This window comes from Micavibrio sp. TMED2 (assembly GCA_002168225.1).
GTDB lineage: Bacteria > Pseudomonadota > Alphaproteobacteria > TMED2 > TMED2 > TMED2.
Window position 1 is genome coordinate 1,762,539 of the sequence record NHBH01000001.1, and the last position, 20,659, is coordinate 1,783,197.

The following is a 20,659-nucleotide window of genomic DNA, read 5'->3' on the forward strand; positions in this document are numbered from 1 at the left end:
TTTGATGTTAGAGCTTGGCCTTTTATCCACTGCCTTGCCTGAACTGATCATGGCACTCGCCGGTATGGCGTTCCTGATGATCGGTGTGTTTTACGGTCGCGACGCGACCCGTCTGGTCAGCGTGCTGGCGATCGCTCTGTTTGCGGTGCTGATCCTGATGACCGGCATCCAGAACGAACAGGTCGCCACCTTCGCCCTGAACGGCCAGTTCATTGCCGATGGCTTTGCCTCCTACATGAAGGTGCTGGTACTGCTCGGCTCGACCATCGCGCTGCTGCTGTCGCTGTCCTATGTCGCCAAGGAAGACATGAGCCGGTTTGAATATCCGGTGCTGGTGACCTTCGCCACGCTCGGCATGCTGATTATGGTCTCCGCCAATGATCTTCTGACGCTCTATGTCGGTCTTGAGCTGCAGAGCCTTGCGCTCTATGTGCTGGCGGCCTTCCGCCGTGATGCGATCAAGGCATCAGAAGCCGGTCTGAAATATTTCGTTCTTGGTGCGCTGTCTTCCGGCATCCTGCTCTATGGCGCATCGCTGGTTTACGGTTTTGCCGGCAGCACCAGCTTTACCGTTCTGGCCGAGACCTTTGCCGCTGACGAGCCCGCAATCGGTGTGGTTGTCGGTCTGGTATTCGTGCTGGCCGGGCTGGCCTTTAAGATCTCGGCGGTGCCGTTCCACATGTGGACCCCGGATGTGTATGAGGGTGCGCCGACTCCGGTGACGGCCTTCTTTGCCCTCGCACCGAAAATGGCGGCCTTTGGCCTGCTGGTTCGGGTTCTTGCGGGTCCGTTCGGAGAACTGGTTGATCAGTGGCAGCAGATCGTTGTCGTGATTGCTGTTGCCTCCATGGTCTTCGGTGCCTTCGCGGCGATTGCCCAGACCAATATCAAGCGTCTGATGGCCTATTCCTCAATCGCCAATATGGGCTTTGCGCTGGTTGGTCTTGCTGCCGGTACTGCCGAGGGTGTTACGGCTGTTGCTGTCTATCTCACCATCTATCTTGCGATGACTGCCGGTACCTTTGCCGTCATTCTCAACATGCGCATCAATGATCGTGCGGTTGAGGGGATCAGTGATCTTGCCGGATTGGCCCGGACCCGTCCGGCCATGGCGGCCGCCATGGCAATCTTCATGTTCTCCATGGCCGGTATTCCACCGCTCGCCGGGTTCTTCGGCAAGCTGGTGGTGTTCCAGGCAGCGGTACAGGCCGAGCTTTACTCACTGGCGGTTATCGGTGTTCTTGCCAGTGTGGTTGGTGCCTTCTACTACCTGCGTGTCATCAAGGTGATGTATTTCGATGAGCCGGTTGATCAGTTCGACAAGCCATTGGGCGGCGAGCTGAATTTTGTCATGGGCGTCAGTGCAGTTGTGACCCTGCTGCTGTTCCTGTTCCCGAGCTTCGTTTTCGTTCCAGCTGCAAATGCCGCTGCCAGCCTGTTTGGCGGCTGAGGGCAGGGCGCTTCACCCCATGAACGCGCCAACCGCCAGATTATCCACCAGTGCAGATTGGCGGGTTTCCCGACTGGATCTGACCGACAGCACCAACCAGCAGTTGCTGGAAGCGGCGGAGAAGAGCAGAGCCAAACCCGGCGATGTTCTGATCGCGGATCAGCAGAGCGCTGGTCGTGGTCGACAGGGGCGGCAATGGCTGTCGCCGGTTGGCGGACTGTATCTCTCTACCCTGATCGAGGATCGTGAGGGCTGGGGGCCGATTTGGGCGCTGGTTGTCGGTCTTGCTGCCCATCAGGCCATCGGCAACATCCTTGGTCGCGAGGCACATGAACTCAAGCTCAAATGGCCAAATGACCTGATGCGGGATGATCGCAAGCTTGCCGGAATCCTGATCGAACGTGCCGGTGAGCGCCAGCCCTGGTGGCTGGTCATGGGGATTGGTATCAATGTGCATGTCCCGGAGCAGCGTGAGCCGGATATTGCTTATCTGCAGGATATTGCACCGGATGCGACCGCTGATATTCTCGCTGAGCGCTTGCTTGAGGCGCTCTCGGCTTTGCGCAAGGCCTTTGCCCAAGGCGGCAAGGCGATGATCCGCAAGGCCTGGCTCGACCATGCTTGGCGCTTGGGTGGCCCGGTATCCTGTCATGTGGATGGCCGCAAGCTGCATGGCACCTTCCGTGATCTCGATGGTGACGGTGCGCTGCTGCTCGAACTTGCCGATGGCAGCACCCGCAAGATCAGCGGCGGGGTTGTGCATTTCGGCACGGAACAGGAGGCTGGCTGATGTTGCTCGCCATTGATGCAGGCAATACCAATGTTGCCATGGCCATCTTCAACGGTACGGAGAAGGTCGGCGAGTGGCGATGTGCCACCGATCCACGCCGTACCGCCGATGAATATGCTGTCTGGCTGTTTGAGTTGTTGCGGCTCGCTGAATTGGACCGGCAGCTTATTTCCCATGCCATTCTGGCGAGCGTCGTGCCGGATGCCAGCTTCAACCTGATCAAATTCTGCCGCGATCATTGCAAGGCGGAGCCGCTGGTGATCGGCGATGCCAGTTGCCGACTTGATCTGGCGGTCAAGACCGACCGGCCAGCAGAGGTTGGTGCTGACCGTCTGGTCAATGCGATAGCCGCCCAGACAACTTATCAGGCACCAGCAATCGTGATTGATTTTGGCACCGCGACTACCTTTGATGTGGTGGACGGCGAGGGGGCCTATATCGGCGGTATCATCGCGCCTGGCCCGAACCTGTCGATCGAGGCGCTGCATCTGGCCGCGGCCAAGCTACCGCAGATTGACATTCGACCAACCGACACCATCATTGGTCGGAACACCGTTCATGCGATGCAGTCGGGCGTGTTTTGGGGCTATGTCGGCCTCATCGACGGCCTGCTTACCCGCGTCAAACAGGAACTGGGCGGCGATCCCGTGGTAATTGCCACCGGCGGTCTCGGTCGGTTGTTTGCCAGCCATCTCGACGCGATTGATCATTATGACCCTGATCTCACCCTCAACGGGTTGCAGATCATCCATTCCCGTAACCAAGGCGACCAAGCCCATGGGTAAATCCGTTCAAGCCATGTTTGAACCGAATGACGACGAACTCTACTTTGCTGCCCTCGGTGGCACTGAGGAGTTCGGCATCAACCTCAACCTCTACGCCTATGGCGGGCAGTGGCTGATGGTGGACCTCGGCATGGGCTTTGCCGATGAGAACCTGCCCGGTGTCGATTTGCTGCTGCCGGACCCGAGCTTTATCGCCAAGAAGCGGGACAAGCTGGCCGGTCTGGTCATCACCCACGGCCATGAGGATCATATCGGCGCGATCCCGTATCTGTGGTCACGGCTGCGTTGCCCGATCTATGCGACCCCGTTCACCGCGATCCTGATCCGCCGCAAGCTGGCCGAGGCCGGTCTGCTCGACAAGGCCGAAATCCATGCAATTACCCCGGCCAATGTCTTTGAGGTCGGCGAGTTTGCCTGTGAGTTCGTGCCGGTTGCCCATTCGATCCCTGAGGCCTGCGCGGTTCTGATCTCGACCCCCGTTGGCGATGTGCTGCATACCGGTGACTGGAAGATCGATCCGGAGCCGGTAGCCAGCTACAAGACCGATGAGAAGCGCCTGCGGGAACTTGGCGAACGCGGCGTGCTGGCCATGGTCTGTGATAGTACCAATGCTGGCAGCGATGTCTTTGTCGGATCTGAGGGCGAACTGGCTCCCAGCTTTACCAAGCTGTTTGCCGATCTGCCGGGCCGGATTGCCGTTACCTGCTTTTCCTCCAATGCCTCACGGATGATTGCGGTAGCCAAGGCGGCCACTGCCAATGGTCGCCATGCGGCACTGGTTGGCCGCTCGCTCTGGCGGATTTATGAGGCGGCCCGCGATCAGGGCTATATGGACGAGATCGATCCTTTCATCGACGGCGAGGAAGCCGCCTATCTGCCACCGGAGAAGGTGGTCTATCTCTGTACCGGCAGTCAGGGTGAGGCGCGCGCTGCCCTAAACCGGATCGCCAACAAGGACCACCCCCATGTGGTGCTTGAGCGTAATGACACGGTGATCTTCTCATCCCGCCCGATACCGGGGAACGAGAAGGAAATCGGTAAGATCAAGAACAAGCTGATTCAGGCCGGTATCCGCATCATCACGCCATCCGAAGAACTGGTCCATGTCTCCGGTCACGGATCACGCAACGATCTGACCCAGATGTATCAATGGGTGCGGCCACAGATTTCCCTGCCGGTGCATGGTGAGCACAGCAATCTGGTTGCCCATGCCCAGCTGGCCGACGACTGTCAGGTCAAGGATGTGGTGGTGCCGGAAAACGGTCAGGTCATCAGCCTCAGCCGCTCGGGCAGCAAGCTGGTCGGTACGGTGCCCCATGGTGTTCTGGCCGTTGATGGCAATCGCATCGTTGAAATTGAGGACGGCCCGATCCGCGAGCGCTTGCGGCTCATGCACAACGGAGTGGTCAATGTGGTGATCGTCATTGATGACCGCGGCAATCTGGTTGCCGATCCGCAGGTGCAGATGGTGGGCCTTGTCAGCGACGATGAATATGATGATGTCGAGGATGAACTGCTCGCCGCACTTGAGATTGCCGTCGAGGACCTGTCGCGTGGCAAGCGCAGGAATGATGATGAGGTTGCCGAAAGCTGCCGCATCGCGATCCGGCGTCGGGTGAAGAAGATGTTCGACAAGAAGCCGGTTATCACCACCAGCGTTGTGCGGGTCGACTGATGGATTGGCTCTCGGGAATTTTCGTTTATCTGATCGTCTGGTGGACGGCGCTGTTCATGGTGCTGCCACTCTGGGTCAAGCGTAATGATGGCAGTGTTGAGGGCAGCGATCCCGGCGCACCCCAGCATCCCTATATCTGGCGCAAGATCCTGACCACCACGATCCTCGCGGCGGTGATCTGGGTCATCATTGATGTGCTGATCGTGATGGAGGTGATTTCGTTCTATGCCATCGCCGATACCATGTTCAGCCATGACATGGGCATTCCGCCGACTGCCGGGGAGTAGGCAAAAAAAGAGCCCGCACGAAGGCGGGACTCAATTTTTGATCGGGCTTATTGTTTTTGTTCTTCGGCCCCTAAAAGAACCGACCCGGATTTCTTCTCCCTGAACTCAGGCCTTCAATTATTTTTGCTCTTTTCCAGCCATTTTCTGGCCAGTGAAGATGAGCGAGCAGGTGAGTAAGGGATACTGGAACCACCTCACAGAAACTATCTTTAAAACGACCGCTTTCTTACTAAGTATTCAGTATGCGAACGATTTCTGTTGTTTTCGGAATGCGAAACACGATATCGGGCGAAGTTGGCGTGGAATATGCGTGGCAGAATGTCACGGATTTGTGAATTGTCGGACAAAGATCATGGCGGAAAACTCAACTATACGGTTTGCGATTGCAGCAAGCCTGTGTCTTGCAACCATGGCGAGTGGTGCAACAGCGCAAGCGCGTGATCTGCTGCGACCCGGAAAATTGCCAGTGTTTTGCAAGCTTTATGACCGTCATGAGCCGGATGCAGATGTTGCCTACAAGCCCGGTGTCGATGCCTATGGCCGCCCGGTGGCATCCGCCGATCTGCCCTCGGCGAATCAGTTTACGTTTCCTGATACCTTCAGCTTCCCATTAACCGTCGATGTGATTGAGCGCCTCGGCCTCGATGACAGCCATGCCGGGCTGGAGGGCAAGCTCGGCCTCGGTGATGTGGTAGTGGAGCAGAACCGGGTTAGCCTGAACGGTGAGCCTGTGGCCGGATTGAGCCGTGCCGATGTGGTCGCATTATGCACCCGCAAGCCGGTTATTCAGTGAAGTTGTGGCAGATTGTCAAAATCGGGCTTTAGCTTGGGCGCGTGATTGCCTAAAGTCCGCCAGCAAATTTTGACCCAGCCTGCAGTATTGTCCATGCGCCGTTCACAGTTTTTCCTGCCGACCCTGAAAGAAAACCCCGCCGAGGCACAGATTGTCTCACACCGCCTGATGTTGCGGGCTGGCATGATGCGCCAAACCTCTGCCGGCATCTATGCCTGGCTGCCGCTCGGCCACAAGGTGTTGAAGAAGATCGAGCAGATCGTCCGTGATGAACAGGACGCATCCGGTGCACAGGAAGTGCTGATGCCAACCATCCAGTCGGCTGATCTGTGGCGCCAGAGCGGTCGCTATGATGATTACGGCAAGGAAATGCTGCGGATCACCGACCGCCATGACCGCGATATGCTGTTTGGTCCGACCAATGAGGAGATGATCACTGATATCTTCCAGTCGGCGATCAAGAGCTACAAGGAACTGCCGAAGAACCTCTATCACATCCAGTGGAAGTTCCGGGACGAGGTTCGCCCACGGTTCGGTGTCATGCGCGGTCGTGAGTTCCTGATGAAGGATGCCTATTCCTTCGATCTGGACAAGGACCGGGCGATCCGCGCCTATCACAAGATGTTCCTGGCCTATCTGCGCACCTTTGCCAAAATGGGGCTGAAGGCGATCCCGATGCGTGCCGACACCGGTCCGATCGGTGGTGATCTGAGCCACGAGTTCATCATTTTGGCGGAGACCGGCGAGAGCGAGGTATTCTGCCACAAGGACTTCATCGAAACTGAAATGCTTAGCCAATCAGTGAGTTACGACGATGACCTGTCTGATTTTTTCGAGACTTGGACCTCGAAATACGCTGCCACCGATGAAATCCATGATGCCGACAGCTGCCCGGTTCCGGCTGATGAGTTGATTACCGCGCGCGGTATTGAGGTCGGTCACATCTTCTATTTCGGCACCAAATATTCCGAGCCCATGGGCGCCTATGTCGCCAATGAGGCAGGGGAACAGGTGCCGGTGCATATGGGCTCTTACGGTATTGGTGTATCACGCCTCGTCGGCGGGATCATCGAGGCGAGCCATGACGAGAATGGCATCATCTGGCCGGAAGCGGTCGCACCCTTCGATCTCGGCCTGATCAACCTCAAGACCGGTGACGCCGATACCGATGCTGCCTGTGAAGCACTCTATGCTGAGTTGGCCGCTGCCGGTTATGACGTACTCTATGATGACCGCAGCGAGCGGGCAGGGGCCAAGTTTGCCGATATGGACCTGATCGGTCTGCCCTGGCAGATCATTGTCGGCCCGCGCGGGTTGCAGGAAGGCAAGCTTGAGGTCAAACGTCGCAAGGATGGCGAGCGGTTTGACGTGCCACGGGACAATATTGTCGAATTCCTGACATCCAATCGCCAGCAAGCGGCGGCATAATCTCCGTCCTTGCTCACCGTTACCAGCAAAGCCCCGGCCACTCATGTTTAACCGATTTGAACGTTTACTGGCGTTTCGCTATCTGCGCGCACGCCGCAAGGAAGGCTTCATCTCGGTCATCGCGGTTTTCTCGCTGCTCGGCATTGCCCTTGGGGTAGCTACCCTGATTGTGGTGATGAGCGTCATGAACGGCTTTCGGGACGAGTTGCTCGACCGGGTGCTGGGGCTGAACGGCCATGCCAATATCCGCAGCTATGCCGGGGCGATGGCCGATTATGACGATCTGGCCGGTCTTGCCGGGCAGGTTGATGGTGTTGACCACGTATTTCCCGTCATTGAAGGACAGGCGCTGATTACTCTGCGTGGTGCTGCCAGTGGGGTTATCGTGCGTGGCATGCGGGCACAGGACCTTGAGGCCAAGCCACTGCTCGGCAACGCCGTGCTTAGCGGCTCCTTCGATGACGTGACTGGCAATGGCATCGCCATCGGCTCGAGACTGGCCCAGCATTTCGGCCTTGGTATCGGCTCAACCCTGCAGTTGATCAGCCCACAGGGCAACCCGACCCCGTTCGGCACCATGCCACGGGCGCAGGGCTTTACCGTGGCCGCGATTTATGAAGTCGGCATGTTTGAATATGATAACGGCTTTGCCTTCATCGACCTTGAAACGGCCCAGACATTCTTCCGCTATGGCGACAAGGTTTCGGCGCTGGAGCTGTACGTTGCCCAGCCAGACCAGATGTATGGACAAATCCGGGCGCTGCGTGACACCATCGGTCAGGGCATGTCTGTCGTGCCGTGGCAGCAGATAAATGGCAGCTTTTTCAATGCGTTGCAGGTGGAACGTAATGTCATGTTCCTGATCCTGACACTGATCATCATTGTCGCGGCCTTTAACATCATTTCCGGCCTGATCATGCTGGTGAAAGACAAGACCCGTGACATCGCCATCCTGCGTACCATGGGTGCCAGCCGTGGCTCGGTGATGCGTATCTTTCTGCTCACCGGCTCGTCCCTTGGTTTCCTCGGTACATTGATCGGTCTGGTGCTGGCGATGCTGATTACGGAAAATCTCGCGACCATTCAGCATTGGTTAGAGAGTATCAGCGGTGCCACCGTCTGGGATCCGACGATCCGGTTCCTGACGCAGATTCCATCGAAAACCGACTGGAGCGAGGTGGTTGCCGTGGTCGCCATGTCCCTTGTCCTGAGCTTTGCCGCCACCCTGTATCCGTCATGGCGGGCAGCACGGCTCGATCCGGTGGAGGCGCTGCGTTATGAGTGATGTGGCACTTGAACTGTCTGGTGTAACCCGATCCTTCAGCGATGCGGGACGTACCCTTGAGGTGCTGACCGGTGTTGATCTAATCCTGAAACCGGGTGAGGCCGTGGCGCTTGTCGGCCCATCGGGCGCCGGTAAATCCACGCTGCTGCATATTGCCGGGCTGCTCGAACAGCCGACCGGTGGTGTGATCCGCATTGCGGGAGATGATGCTGCCAATTTTGATGACAAGCGGCGAACAGCTCTGCGCTTGAAACAGATCGGTTTCGTCTATCAGTTCCATCACCTGTTGCCGGAGTTCAGCGCCGTCGAGAATGTCGCCATGCCATGCATGATTGCCGGGCAGTCGCGCAAGGCGGCACGGGCGCAGGCAACGGAGCTGCTGGAGCAGGTCGGCCTCGCCGAACGGCTTGAGCACCGCCCGTCACAACTCTCCGGCGGGGAGCAGCAACGGGTCGCTATTGCTCGCGCGCTCGCCAATCAGCCAAGCCTGCTGCTGGCTGATGAGCCGACCGGCAACCTCGATCAGGAAACCGGCGACCGGGTATTCCAGATGCTGGCTGATCTTGTCCGTACCCGCAAACTGGCGGCACTGATCGCGACACATGACCGCTCTCTGGCGGCTCGTCTCGATCGGGTCGTCACCATCGACGGCGGCAAGCTGGTGGAACTGTCCACAAGCGGTGGGTAACTTTCTCGATCCATCGGGACGGAAGCACTGGTTTTGAGCACCAAAAAGCGGGATTCTGATCGGATCATCACATCCGATTTCCGCCTGCCCAACAGTCGCAAAACATGACCACTGAGCCCGCAACAGCCGACACAGCAAACAGCCCCGGTTTCATCCATTTGCGGGTGCATTCTGCCTTTTCGCTGTCGGAAGGTGCGATCCACGTCAAGGCTCTGCCCAAGCTCTGCACCACGAATAACATGCCGGCGGTGGCGATCACCGATACCAACAACATGTTCGGTGCCATGCAGTTCTCAAAAGCTGCCAGCGATGCCGGCGTTCAGCCGATCCTCGGTTGTCAGTTGGCGCTGGCGGTGCCGATGGCCAAGGCCAGTCCGATCATGGTGCAGGGGCCGGAACTGGCACCGATCCTGTTGCTGGTCCAGTCCGAGACCGGTTATCGCAACCTGTCATGGCTGCTGACCCAGGCCTATGGTGCCCGCGCCGATGGCCATGAACCGCATATCACACTCGATTGCCTGAAGGATCGTACCGAGGGGCTGTTGTGCCTCTCCGGTGCGGATAAGGGGCCGGTCGGGCATTTGTTGCTGGCGGGCCAGAAACCGGCGGCGAAAAAGCTGGTTGAGAGCCTGAACGGGCTGTTCCCGGGCCGATTCTACATGGAAATCATGCGTCACGGCACGCCGGAACAGGCGCGGACCGAGGATGATTTTGTCGAGTTCGCCGAGGCACTCGATATTCCGCTGGTGGCGACTAATGATTGTCTGTTCGCAACGCCGGATATGTATCAGGCCCATGATGCCCTGATGTGTATCGCCAATGGCCGCTATGTCGACGAAAACGAGCGACCGAGCGTGACCCAGCAGCATTATTTCAAATCGCAGGCGGAGATGCTGGAGCTGTTCAGCGATCTGCCGGAAGCGACCGCCAATACCATCAATATCGCCAGGCGTTGCGCCTATTGGATCGGCTTCGTGAAACCGATCCTGCCGCCATTCGAGACCGAGGGCGGCCGGGATGAAGTGGCGGAATTACGGGCACAGTCCCATGAGGGGCTGCAGGAGCGGCTTGAGGCGCTGCTGTTCACCCCGGAAATGGATGAGGCGGCACGGGCAGAGGTGGCAAAGCCCTATGTGGAGCGGCTGGATTTCGAGCTCGACGTGATCGTCAATATGGGCTTTCCCGGTTACTTCCTGATCGTTGCCGACTTCATCAAATGGGCGAAGGAGCATGGCATCCCGGTGGGACCGGGCAGGGGTTCGGGGGCTGGTTCCGTGGTTGCCTGGGCGCTGACCATCACCGACCTTGATCCGCTTGAACACGGTTTGCTATTCGAGCGCTTCCTCAATCCCGAACGGGTATCCATGCCCGATTTCGACATCGATTTCTGTCAGCATCGCCGGGATGAGGTGATCAATTATGTGCGCGAGAAATACGGCAATGACCGGGTCGCGCAGATTATCACCTTCGGTAAGTTTCAGGCCCGGATGGTGGTGCGTGATGTTGGCCGCGTCCTGCAGATGCCTTACGGGCAGGTTGACCGGATTTCCAAACTGATCCCGAACAATCCGGCCAATCCGGTAACCCTGCAGGAAGCCATTGACGGTGAACCGGCCCTGCGGGAAATGCGCCGGGAAGAGCCTGCCGTTGCCCGGCTGCTCGACATCGCCTTGAAGCTCGAGGGGCTGTACCGCCACGCCTCGACCCACGCTGCCGGTGTCGTGATCGGTGATCGACCGCTCGATCAGCTGGTACCGCTCTATCGTGACCCGCGCTCGGATATGTGGGTGACGCAATTCAACATGAAGGACGTGGAAACCGCCGGGCTGGTCAAGTTCGACTTCCTCGGCCTGACCACGCTGACCATCCTCCAGACTGCGCTCAACCTGATGTCCAAGCGCGATATTGCCGTCGAACTCGACCAACTCGAGCTTGATGACAAGCCGACCTATGAGTTGATGGCGCGGGGCGATACGGCAGGGGTGTTCCAGCTTGAGAGTTCGGGCATGCGCGATGCCCTGCGCAAGCTGAAGCCGACCCGGTTCGAGGATATTGTCGCGATGGTCTCGCTCTATCGACCGGGCCCGATGGACAACATCCCGAAATACATCAGCGTCAAACATGGCGAGGAAGAGGCCGATTACCTGCATCCCAAGCTGCAGCCAATTCTGGAAGAAACCTTCGGCATCATGATCTATCAGGAACAGGTCATGCAGATCGCGCAGGTGCTCTCGGGCTACTCGCTGGGCGGTGCTGACCTGCTGCGCCGGGCGATGGGTAAGAAGATCCAGGCCGAGATGGACAAGCAGCGGGAGATTTTCGTCACCGGTGCGGTCGAACAGAATGTCGACAAGGATCAGGCTTCCGGCATCTTCGATCAGGTGGCCAAGTTCGCCGGTTACGGCTTCAACAAGAGCCACGCGGCAGCCTATGCCTTGCTCGCCTATCACACCGGTTATCTGAAAGCGAATTACCCGGTCGAGTTCATGGCCGCGATCATGACGCTGGCGTTCGAGAATACCGACAAGCTGGGCGCAGTGCGTCAGGAGCTGCAGCGGCTTGGCATTACCCTGCTGTCGCCGGACATCAACAAATCCGAAGCATTGTTCGAGGTCGAGCGGATCAATGGCGAGGAATACGGCATCCGCTATGCGCTGGCAGCGCTCAAGGGGGTCGGTCTCAGCGCCATGCAGTCAATAGTGGCCGAACGTCGGGCGAATGGACCGTTCAAGAACATGTCGGATTTTGCCAACCGGATCGACCCCTCGGCGGTGAACCGCAAGCAGATCGAACAGCTGGCGCGGGCAGGGGCGTTTGAGTGCCTCGAAAAGAACCGGCGTAAAGTTACTGAAAACGCTGAAAAAATTCTTCGTCATGCGGCAACGATCCATGAGGAGAAGAACAGCAATCAGGTCAATCTGTTCGGCGGCGGCAGCGATAGCGAATTGAGCACGCTGCATCTGAGTGAGACGCCGGAATGGATCAAGACCGATGAGTTGAAGGCGGAGTTTGATGCCATCGGCTTCTATCTGTCGGCCCATCCACTCGACAGCTATGAGGCACCGCTCAAACGGCTCAAGGTAACCGACATTCGCTCGGTACCGGGACAGCTTGCCCGCCAGCAAAATACCCGGGTGCAGCTTGCCGGTGTGGTGCTGAGCCGTCAGGAGCGCCGGGGCAAGCGCGGCGACAAATTTGCCTTTGTGCAGATGTCGGATGCCACTGGTACCTTCGAAGTGCAGGTTTATTCTGATCTGTTGGCCCCCAGCCGTGACATGCTGGAAGCGGGCAATTTGCTGCTGGTTACCGCCACGGCAAGCTCCGGCGATGACAATGTTCGTTTGCGTGCCCACCGGTTCGAGCCGCTCGATGAAGCGGTGGCTCGTGCGTCGAGCCTCGTCGAGGTTCATGTCAAAACCGCGGAAGCCGTTGAAAACATTAAGAGCCTTCTGCAACGGCAGGGTGAGGGACGGACGACAATCAAGCTCGTTGTCCGGGTCTCGGAAGACCGGGAAGTGCGTCTCGAACTGGGCAAACGCTGGTCGGTCGGTGCCGAAGGACGGGCTGCGCTTAAGTCGCTTGCCGGTGTTGATGATGTGATTGAGCAATAATCAGTGCCACAGGGGCTTGCAAAAGCCGTTCAATCCCGCTATTCCACGCGCCATCAATCCACACGCTGATCTTACGGATGGGTGAAATGATCCATCCCCTCGGACGGTGTTGCGGCTTTGTCTGCCGGATGTCCCGGTAGCCGGAACGCAATACTTGATCAGCGGAGGCAGAACCGACGAGGAGTTATAAACTATGGTCATGCCATCTTTTACGATGCGACAGCTGCTTGAGGCTGGCGTACACTTTGGACACAACACCCGCCGCTGGAACCCGAAAATGGGTCCATATATCTTCGGCGTTCGTAACGGTGTCCACATTATCGATCTCGAACAATCCGTACCAATGCTGCACCGTTCACTCGAAGCGGTCCGCGATGTCGTCAAGGGCGGCGGTCGTGTCCTGTTCGTTGGTACCAAGCGTCAGGCCCAGTCCAAGGTTGCCGAAGCTGCCAAGCGTTGCGGTCAGTATTATGTGAACCACCGCTGGCTCGGCGGTATGCTGACCAACTGGAAAACCATTTCTGTTTCCATCAAGCGCCTGCGCGAGCTGGAAGAAATCGTTGCCCAGGGTGCGCAGGGCCGCACCAAGAAAGAAATGCTGCAACTGACCCGTGAGCTGGAGCGCCTCGACCGCGCCCTCGGCGGTATCAAGGAGATGGGTGGTCAGCCTGACCTGATCGTCATCATCGATACCAACAAGGAACAGCTCGCCATTCAGGAAGCCAACAAGCTCGGTATTCCGGTTGCTGCAGTTCTCGACACCAACTCCAATCCCGATGGCATTACCTTCCCGATCCCGGGCAATGACGATGCGCTGCGCGCTATCGATCTGTACTGCGATCTGTTCGCCAATGCCGCTCTTGACGGTATTCAGGCTGAAATGGAAGCAGCTGGTGTTGACCTCGGTGCGCTCGAGAAGCAAGCCGATGAGCCTGCTCTTGCAGACGAAGCTGTAGAAGAAGCAGCTACCGCTTAACTTCAGATTTTTGCTGCCGGGTGGCCTCGTTGCCGCCCGGCGCTTAACTCTCCCCCTTCTTTTAACCGTCACAGTGATGAGGAACCGATGAGCGCTATCAGTGCGTCAATGGTCAAAGAGCTCCGCGAAACAACCGGCGCGGGCATGATGGATTGCAAAAAAGCCCTGAACGAAACGGGTGGCAATGTTGAGGAAGCTGTTGATTGGCTTCGTAAAAAAGGTCTCGCCGCCGCAGCGAAAAAAGCTGGCCGTACCGCTAGTGAAGGTCTGGTTGGCGTTGCCACCAACGGCACCACCGGTGCTGTGATCGAGCTGAACTCCGAAACCGACTTCGTTGCCCGCAACGAACAGTTCCAGAAACTGGTTGGCAAGCTGGCCACTCTGGCACTGGACAACACCGGCGATGTTGCCGAACTGCTGAAAGTCACTGATCCTGCCAGCGGTCGTACCGTTGAGGATGAACTGACCCAGCAGATCGCCACCATCGGTGAGAACATGCAGCTGCGTCGCGCGGGTCGCGTCTCTGTCGAGAACGGTGCTGTTGCCGCCTATGTTCATAACGCTACCGCTGACGGCATGGGCAAGATCGGTGTCCTGATTGCACTCGAGAGCACCGGTGATCAGGCGAAACTGCAAGAACTTGGCAAACAGATTGCCATGCATGTTGCGGCAACCCGCCCTGAATCAGTCAATAAGGAAGAGCTGGATCAGGAACTGGTCGAGCGTGAGCGCAGTGTTCTGTCCGATCAGGCTCGTGCTTCCGGCAAGCCTGAAGAGATCATCGAGAAAATGGTCGAAGGCCGTATTCGCAAGTTCTACGAAGAGGTTGTTCTGCTTGAGCAGGTCTTCGTGATCGACGGCGAGCGCCGGGTATCAAAAGTTCTCGAGGATGCTGGCAAGGAACTGGGCGCACCGGTGAAAATCGCTGCCATGGTTCGTTTGGCTCTGGGTGAGGGCGTCGAGAAGGAAGAAAGCGACTTCGCATCTGAAGTTGCCGCAACCCTGAAGGCATAATAAGCCGGCTTTTCCCCAAAAGCTGACTGTAGAAGACTGTAATCGAACCATTTTTACTGATTGAGACCTGACATGCCTGGCCCCGCAAAATATCAACGTGTTCTGCTGAAAATTTCCGGCGAAGCGTTGATGGGCCAGCGTGAATATGGTCTCGATCCGGTAATGGTCGATCGTGTCGCCGCCGAGATCAAGACTGTCGTCGATATGGGCGTACAGGTCTGTCTGGTCGTCGGCGGCGGTAACATTTTCCGCGGCATTTCCGGTGCCGCCCGTGGCATGGAACGTGCCACCGCCGATTATATGGGCATGCTGGCAACCGTGATGAACGCTCTGGCGCTGCAAAATGCGCTTGAGAATGCCGGTGTCGATACCCGCGTACAATCCGCCATTCCAATGGATACGGTTTCCGAACCCTATATCCGCCGCCGTGCCGAACGGCATATGGAAAAGGGCCGGGTCGTGCTGTTCGCTGCCGGTACCGGCAACCCGTTCTTCACCACCGATACTGCCGCTGCCTTGCGGGCCTCCGAGATGGGCTGTGATGCCCTGATGAAGGGTACCAAGGTTGACGGCGTCTATTCCGCTGATCCGGTGAAATTCCCCGATGCCAAGCGGTATGACGAACTGACCTATATGGATGTGCTGGCCAACGACCTCGGCGTCATGGATGCCTCGGCAATTTCACTGGCACGTGAAAATAATATTCCGATCCTCGTTTTCTCCATCTACGAACCCGGCGAGTTTGCCCGTGTTCTGGTGGGCGAGGGCCGGTGCACAATAGTAAGAGAGCGGGAGGCTTAATTGCCATGTCTGATGATTTGGATATGAAGGATCTCAAGCGCCGTATGGAAGGTGCATTGGAGAATTTCCACAAGGAACTGGCCGGTCTGCGTACCGGGCGTGCCAGTGTCAGTTTGCTGGAGCCGGTTCAGGTTGATGCCTATGGCTCGAAGATGCCGCTCAATCAGGTTGCTTCCGTCAGTGCCCCTGAGCCACGTCTGCTGACCGTACAGGTCTGGGATGCCGGTCAGGCGAAAGCCGTCGAAAAGGCGATCCGTGAGGCCGGTCTCGGTCTGAACCCGCAGGGTGAGGGCACGATGATCCGGGTGCCGATCCCCGATCTGAACGAGGAACGACGCAACGAGCTGGTCAAGGTTGCCGGTAAATATGCCGAACAAACCCGTATCGCGATCCGCAATATCCGCCGTGACGGCATGGACACCCTGAAACGCCTCGAAAAAGACAGCGAAATTTCTCAGGATGACCGCAAATCCATGTCAGATGATATTCAGTCGATAACAGACGAGTACGTCAAAAAAGTCGACGACACTCTCGCTGCCAAAGAGAGTGAAATCACCACTGTCTGATCGTTACTGATACCGGGATATTGCACTCATGGCTGTGTCCGACGCTGTTACCCTGAAATCGCCGGATCACATTGCCATCATCATGGATGGCAATGGCCGCTGGGCCGCCAGTCGCGGCTTGCCGCGCACGCTCGGCCACCGTGAGGGGGTGCAGGCCGTGCGCCGGACGCTGGATGCCTGCAAAGAACTGGGCGTGCGGCATCTGACCCTGTTTGGTTTCTCATCAGAGAACTGGCAGCGGCCGGAAACCGAAGTTAGTGAGTTGATGCGTCTGATGCGCATGTATCTGCGCTCGGAGATGGCGGATTTGCACAAGAACGGTATCCGTCTGCGAATCATCGGCGACAGAACCCGCCTGACAACTGACATTGTACAGCTGATCGAACAGGCGGAGACACTGACCGCCGAGAATACCGATTTCCACCTGACTGTTGCCATCAGCTATGGCGGACGGCAGGAAATCGTTAGCGCAGCCCAGAAAATCGCCGCATCGGTCAAGCGCGGGGATATTCACCCGAACGCGATTGACGACACGGTATTTTCCTCATTTCTTGATACCAGTGGATTACCTGATCCCGATCTACTAATCAGGACCAGTGGTGAACAACGTATCAGCAATTTCCTGTTGTGGCAGATGGCATATGCCGAACTGGTATTTACCCCGACGCTATGGCCGGATTTTGCGAAACAGGACCTGATTGATGCGATCGCAGAGTACAATCAGCGTGACCGGCGTTTTGGCGCGGTTGCGAGCGCTCCTAACTGATCGAAATCTTCAGATCAGATTACTCTCTGCTTTTGTTCTTATCCCGATTGTTATTGCCGTTGTCTATGCCGGTGGCTGGTGGTTTGCCGGCCTGATCGCGCTGGGCATTGTCATGGCCATACGTGAATGGGGCCGTATGGTCCTCGGCGATAACTGGCTCACCCTGACCATTATCATGGGGTTGGCGGCGCTGGTTGCGTTTCTGGGCACGGCTCCGATGCCGGTTGTGCCAATGGCTGCCATTCTGGTGCTGGCCGCGATTGTCATCTCCGCACTCGCCATCGCCGTGACGCGTAAGCCTTGGGGTGCGCTGATCGGCGTACCCTATGTTCTGGTACCTGCGGTCTGTCTGATCTGGCTGCGTGGGCATGGCGATGGCTTCCGCCTGATGATGTATCTGTTCTTTGTGGTCTGGGGTACGGATAGCGGTGCCTATCTCGTTGGGCGCATTGTTGGCGGCCCCAAACTCGCGCCGCAGATCAGCCCGAGCAAGACCTGGTCCGGTGCGATCGGTGGTGCGCTGATCGCGGCGGTGACGGGACTGGTGGTTGCCATGCTGCATGGCACCGAACTGCCGGTTATCGCCTTTGGCGTTGCCCTGCTGCTGGCGATTGCCACACAACTGGGCGATCTGTTTGAATCCGCTCTGAAGCGGCGTTATGCGATCAAGGACAGCGGTGATGCGATTCCGGGCCATGGCGGCATTCTGGATCGCGTTGACGGCTTGCTGGTGGCCAGCGCGGTACTGGCGCTTTTCCACGGATTGCTCCTAGCCATGGGGTATAACTGGTGGTAAGACCCGGCATCCCCAAACCCTTCCGATTTGCCCGATAGGATGGACCGCAGCGGCCCATAATGACAGACCCCGTGACATCACTTCCGAATGCGATAGACCATACAGTTTTGCCGGCGCAGGGCGGACAACGCAGTGTTGCCGTACTCGGTGCCACCGGGTCGATCGGCTGCAATACCCTCGATATCATCGCCCATCATCCCGACCGGTTCCGGGTTGCATGCCTTACCGCCAACAGGAATGCCGAAAAGCTGATCGAGCAGGCGCGCCGGTTCCGGCCTGATTACGTCGCCGTGGTTGATGCCGAGGCCGCAGCAACCGTGCGTGAGGTGCTGTCCGGCTTGCCGATTGAGGTCGGAGAGGGGCCGGAGGCGCTGGTCGAGGCCGCCGAGCGGGACAGCGATATTGTCGTTGCCGGTATTGTCGGGGCCGCCGGGCTGCCCTCAACGCTGGCCGCCGCCCGCCGCGGTGCCATTGTCGCACTGGCCAACAAGGAAGCGCTGGTATGCGCTGGGCCGCTGATGACCGATCTGGTCCGGGCGCGCAAGGCGACACTGCTGCCGGTGGACAGCGAGCACAACGCCATCTTTCAGGTGTTTGAAAACCATAACCGCGATGCCCTGCAGCGGATTATCCTGACCGCATCCGGCGGACCGTTCAGAACTGCCGATCTCGCAACCATGCAGGCGGCGACCCCGGCACAGGCCGTGGCCCATCCGACCTGGTCCATGGGGGCAAAAATCTCTGTCGACAGCGCCACCATGATGAACAAGGGGCTGGAGATTATTGAAGCGCATTTCCTGTTCGACCTGCCTATTGAGCAGATTGATGTGGTGATCCACCCGCAATCGGTCATTCACTCCATGGTGGAGTATAATGACGGGTCGGTGCTGGCCCAGATGGGGACACCGGATATGCGCACCCCGATCGCCCATTGTCTTGGCTGGCCAAATCGGGTGAGCAAGCCGGGCGAACGTCTTGATTTTTCTAATCTTAATGCGCTGACCTTCGAGAAGCCGGATCACGAACGCTTCCCGTGTCTCAATATGGCACGGGCGGCAATCAGCACTGGCGGGACGGCACCGACCATCCTCAATGCCGCCAATGAGATTGCGGTTGCGGCGTTTCTCGATAATCGCATTGGCTTCATGCAGATCCCGGAAATTGTCGAGCGCACTGTTGCCGCCGCGAGTATCGAGAAGCTGGAGGCGCTGGAGCAGGTTTTTGCGGCTGACCACTGGGCACGCCAGCATGCCGGGGGGCTTATCGGCTGAATACAGCCGGGCAGGGGCTGAACTGACCGTTTTTAAGGGATTTTTGCCGCATGTGCCTTTCGCACTGCGATAAACTTCACTAAGTTACAGATAATCGATTTCAACAGTCCGGCTTGACCGCGCGACAACAGAGGCAGAGCATTTCGTGGAACAGTTTTTTGGTGGCGCATTGTCCGTCGTTGAGTACGGCGTTGCATTCGTTCTGGTTCTGAGTGTCCTGGTATTCATCCACGAATGGGGCCACTACTACATCGCCCGCCGCTGCGGTGTGCAGATCGAGAGCTTCTCGATCGGTTTCGGGCCGGAGCTGTTCGGCATCACCGACCGGGCCGGTACCCGCTGGAAATTCTGCCTTATCCCGCTTGGCGGCTATGTGAAGATGCTCGGCGATGCCGATCCGGCAAGCATGCCGAGCGAGGCCGTCGCCACCATGTCCGAAGAGGACAAGAGCAATAGCTTCTTCTACAAGAGCGTCGGTCAGCGTTCGGCTATCGTTCTGGCCGGGCCGATGGCCAATTTCATCTTCGCCATCGCTGTCTTCTTCGTCATGTTCATGACCGTCGGTGAGACCTTCACTCCGGCGCGTATTTCAGGCGTGGCACCCGATACACCGGCGGCCGCTGCCGGTTTCGAGAGCGGTGATGTTGTGCTTGCCGTTGATGGCCGGTCGATCCATCGCTTTGAGGAATTGCAAAAAAACATCCGCATCAATGCCGGTTCGGAAGTGACCATCACCGTTGATCGTGATGGTCGTAACGTGAATCTTCCGGTGACACCGGCGGTGCGGGTCATCGATGATGGTTTTGGTGGCAAGGGTCAGATCGGTTTCCTCGGCGTCTATGGTCCTTCGGCACCTGCCAGAGTGGCCGAAATTGAGCCGGACAGCATGGAAGAGGCTGCAGGCCTTCAGCCGGGTGACCTCATTGTCGAGTTGAATGGTGATCTGGTCTACAGTGCCTCTGATCTTAACAACAAGATCCGTGACAAAGCTGATCAGCCGGTATCCCTGACCGTTTTGCGCGGGGTCGATGCTGATGTGGCTGGACCGGAGGATGCGCCTGCCGATGCCGAACAGGTTCGTATCGTCCTGCGCCCTGCGCCATACACTCTAGGTGGTGAGGCGGAAGAGGGAGCAGAACCTGCCACCAATACGGACGAGGCCGAGGTTGTCGGCACCTTGCCGGGCATTGCTTGGGCACCGCTGCCGAATATCACCCGCATCTACAGCAACCCGTTCCATGCGGCTTATCGCGCGGTTTCCGAAACCTATTCGATCGGTGCCAGCACGGTTACTGCCATCGGTCAGCTGCTGACCGGGGACCGCAGCGTCAAGGAACTTGGCGGCCCGTTGAAGATTGCGCGCATCTCCGGTGATGTGGCCAAGCAAAACGTGTTGTCTTTGCTACACTTTATGGTCTTGTTATCTATCAATCTTGGGCTTATTAACCTCTTGCCCGTTCCGGTTCTGGATGGTGGACACCTTGTTTTCTATGCGCTTGAGGCACTTCGCGGTAAGCCCGTGAGCCTTCGCATGCAGGAGTACAGCTTTCGAGTCGGTCTTGCCCTTGTTCTATGCCTTATGATATTCGCCACATGGAATGATTTGGCGCAGTTTTTCGGCATTGGGGCATAAGCGGCCTTTCGCCAATCCTGACGAATTTTGAGTTTTTTGAAGAT

18 protein-coding genes are annotated in these 20,659 nt (G+C 57.8%); all 18 read left to right on the forward strand.

Annotated elements, in window-relative coordinates:
* Positions 1-4 precede the first annotated feature (4 nt).
* The 18 genes from CBB62_08400 (at position 5) to CBB62_08485 (ending at position 20,615) form a co-directional block, all read left to right on the forward strand.
* The gene (locus tag CBB62_08400) at positions 5-1,450 is read left to right on the forward strand and encodes an NADH-quinone oxidoreductase subunit N (protein OUT42286.1); all 1,446 of its coding nucleotides are present in this window, start codon (positions 5-7) and stop codon (positions 1,448-1,450) included.
* Positions 1,422-2,240 (forward strand): biotin--[acetyl-CoA-carboxylase] ligase, encoded by an 819-nt coding sequence (locus tag CBB62_08405; GenBank protein OUT42287.1) that lies wholly within the window; start codon positions 1,422-1,424, stop codon positions 2,238-2,240. Before CBB62_08400 ends, CBB62_08405 begins: the two co-directional genes overlap by 29 nt.
* Positions 2,240-3,025, forward strand: coding sequence for a pantothenate kinase (locus tag CBB62_08410; protein OUT42288.1), 786 nt, complete (start codon positions 2,240-2,242; stop codon positions 3,023-3,025). The genes CBB62_08405 and CBB62_08410 overlap by 1 nt, the downstream gene beginning before the upstream one ends.
* A complete protein-coding gene (locus tag CBB62_08415; protein OUT42289.1) occupies positions 3,018-4,700 on the forward strand; it encodes a hypothetical protein in 1,683 nt (560 codons plus the stop codon). The genes CBB62_08410 and CBB62_08415 overlap by 8 nt, the downstream gene beginning before the upstream one ends.
* Positions 4,700-4,987: a hypothetical protein gene (locus tag CBB62_08420; GenBank protein ID OUT42290.1), complete on the forward strand. Its 288-nt coding sequence runs from the start codon at positions 4,700-4,702 to the stop codon at positions 4,985-4,987. The genes CBB62_08415 and CBB62_08420 overlap by 1 nt, the downstream gene beginning before the upstream one ends.
* Positions 4,988-5,396: 409 nt before the next feature.
* Positions 5,397-5,780: a hypothetical protein gene (locus tag CBB62_08425; GenBank protein OUT42291.1), complete on the forward strand. Its 384-nt coding sequence runs from the start codon at positions 5,397-5,399 to the stop codon at positions 5,778-5,780.
* A gap of 93 nt (positions 5,781-5,873) precedes the next feature.
* Positions 5,874-7,208, forward strand: a complete 1,335-nt coding sequence (locus CBB62_08430) for a proline--tRNA ligase (GenBank protein ID OUT42292.1) — start codon at positions 5,874-5,876, stop codon at positions 7,206-7,208.
* A 43-nt stretch (positions 7,209-7,251) separates the two neighbouring features.
* Complete coding sequence (locus tag CBB62_08435; GenBank protein OUT42293.1) at positions 7,252-8,493, forward strand: lipoprotein-releasing system transmembrane subunit LolC; 1,242 nt, start codon at positions 7,252-7,254, stop codon at positions 8,491-8,493.
* Complete coding sequence (locus CBB62_08440) at positions 8,486-9,181, forward strand: ABC transporter (protein ID OUT42294.1); 696 nt, start codon at positions 8,486-8,488, stop codon at positions 9,179-9,181. Before CBB62_08435 ends, CBB62_08440 begins: the two co-directional genes overlap by 8 nt.
* 104 nt (positions 9,182-9,285) lie before the next feature.
* A complete protein-coding gene (locus CBB62_08445; protein ID OUT42295.1) occupies positions 9,286-12,792 on the forward strand; it encodes a DNA polymerase III subunit alpha in 3,507 nt (1,168 codons plus the stop codon).
* Between the two features lie 193 nt (positions 12,793-12,985).
* Positions 12,986-13,768 (forward strand): 30S ribosomal protein S2, encoded by a 783-nt coding sequence (locus tag CBB62_08450; protein ID OUT42296.1) that lies wholly within the window; start codon positions 12,986-12,988, stop codon positions 13,766-13,768.
* 87 nt (positions 13,769-13,855) lie between these two features.
* Positions 13,856-14,782, forward strand: coding sequence for a translation elongation factor Ts (locus CBB62_08455; protein ID OUT42297.1), 927 nt, complete (start codon positions 13,856-13,858; stop codon positions 14,780-14,782).
* Between the two features lie 72 nt (positions 14,783-14,854).
* Positions 14,855-15,583 carry a UMP kinase gene (locus tag CBB62_08460; GenBank protein OUT42298.1) on the forward strand — a complete coding sequence of 243 codons (729 nt, stop codon included), beginning with the start codon at positions 14,855-14,857 and terminating at the stop codon, positions 15,581-15,583.
* A gap of 5 nt (positions 15,584-15,588) precedes the next feature.
* A complete protein-coding gene (locus tag CBB62_08465) occupies positions 15,589-16,149 on the forward strand; it encodes a ribosome recycling factor (protein OUT42299.1) in 561 nt (186 codons plus the stop codon).
* A gap of 28 nt (positions 16,150-16,177) precedes the next feature.
* Entirely contained in the window at positions 16,178-16,915 is a 738-nt protein-coding gene (locus CBB62_08470) for a di-trans,poly-cis-decaprenylcistransferase (protein ID OUT42300.1), read from the forward strand.
* Positions 16,851-17,711 carry a hypothetical protein gene (locus tag CBB62_08475; GenBank protein OUT42301.1) on the forward strand — a complete coding sequence of 287 codons (861 nt, stop codon included), beginning with the start codon at positions 16,851-16,853 and terminating at the stop codon, positions 17,709-17,711. The genes CBB62_08470 and CBB62_08475 overlap by 65 nt, the downstream gene beginning before the upstream one ends.
* A gap of 59 nt (positions 17,712-17,770) precedes the next feature.
* Positions 17,771-18,982: a 1-deoxy-D-xylulose-5-phosphate reductoisomerase gene (locus tag CBB62_08480; GenBank protein ID OUT42302.1), complete on the forward strand. Its 1,212-nt coding sequence runs from the start codon at positions 17,771-17,773 to the stop codon at positions 18,980-18,982.
* Positions 18,983-19,079: 97 nt separating this feature from the next.
* Positions 19,080-20,615 carry an RIP metalloprotease RseP gene (locus CBB62_08485; protein ID OUT42303.1) on the forward strand — a complete coding sequence of 512 codons (1,536 nt, stop codon included), beginning with the start codon at positions 19,080-19,082 and terminating at the stop codon, positions 20,613-20,615.
* The last annotated feature ends 44 nt before the right edge of the window (positions 20,616-20,659 follow it).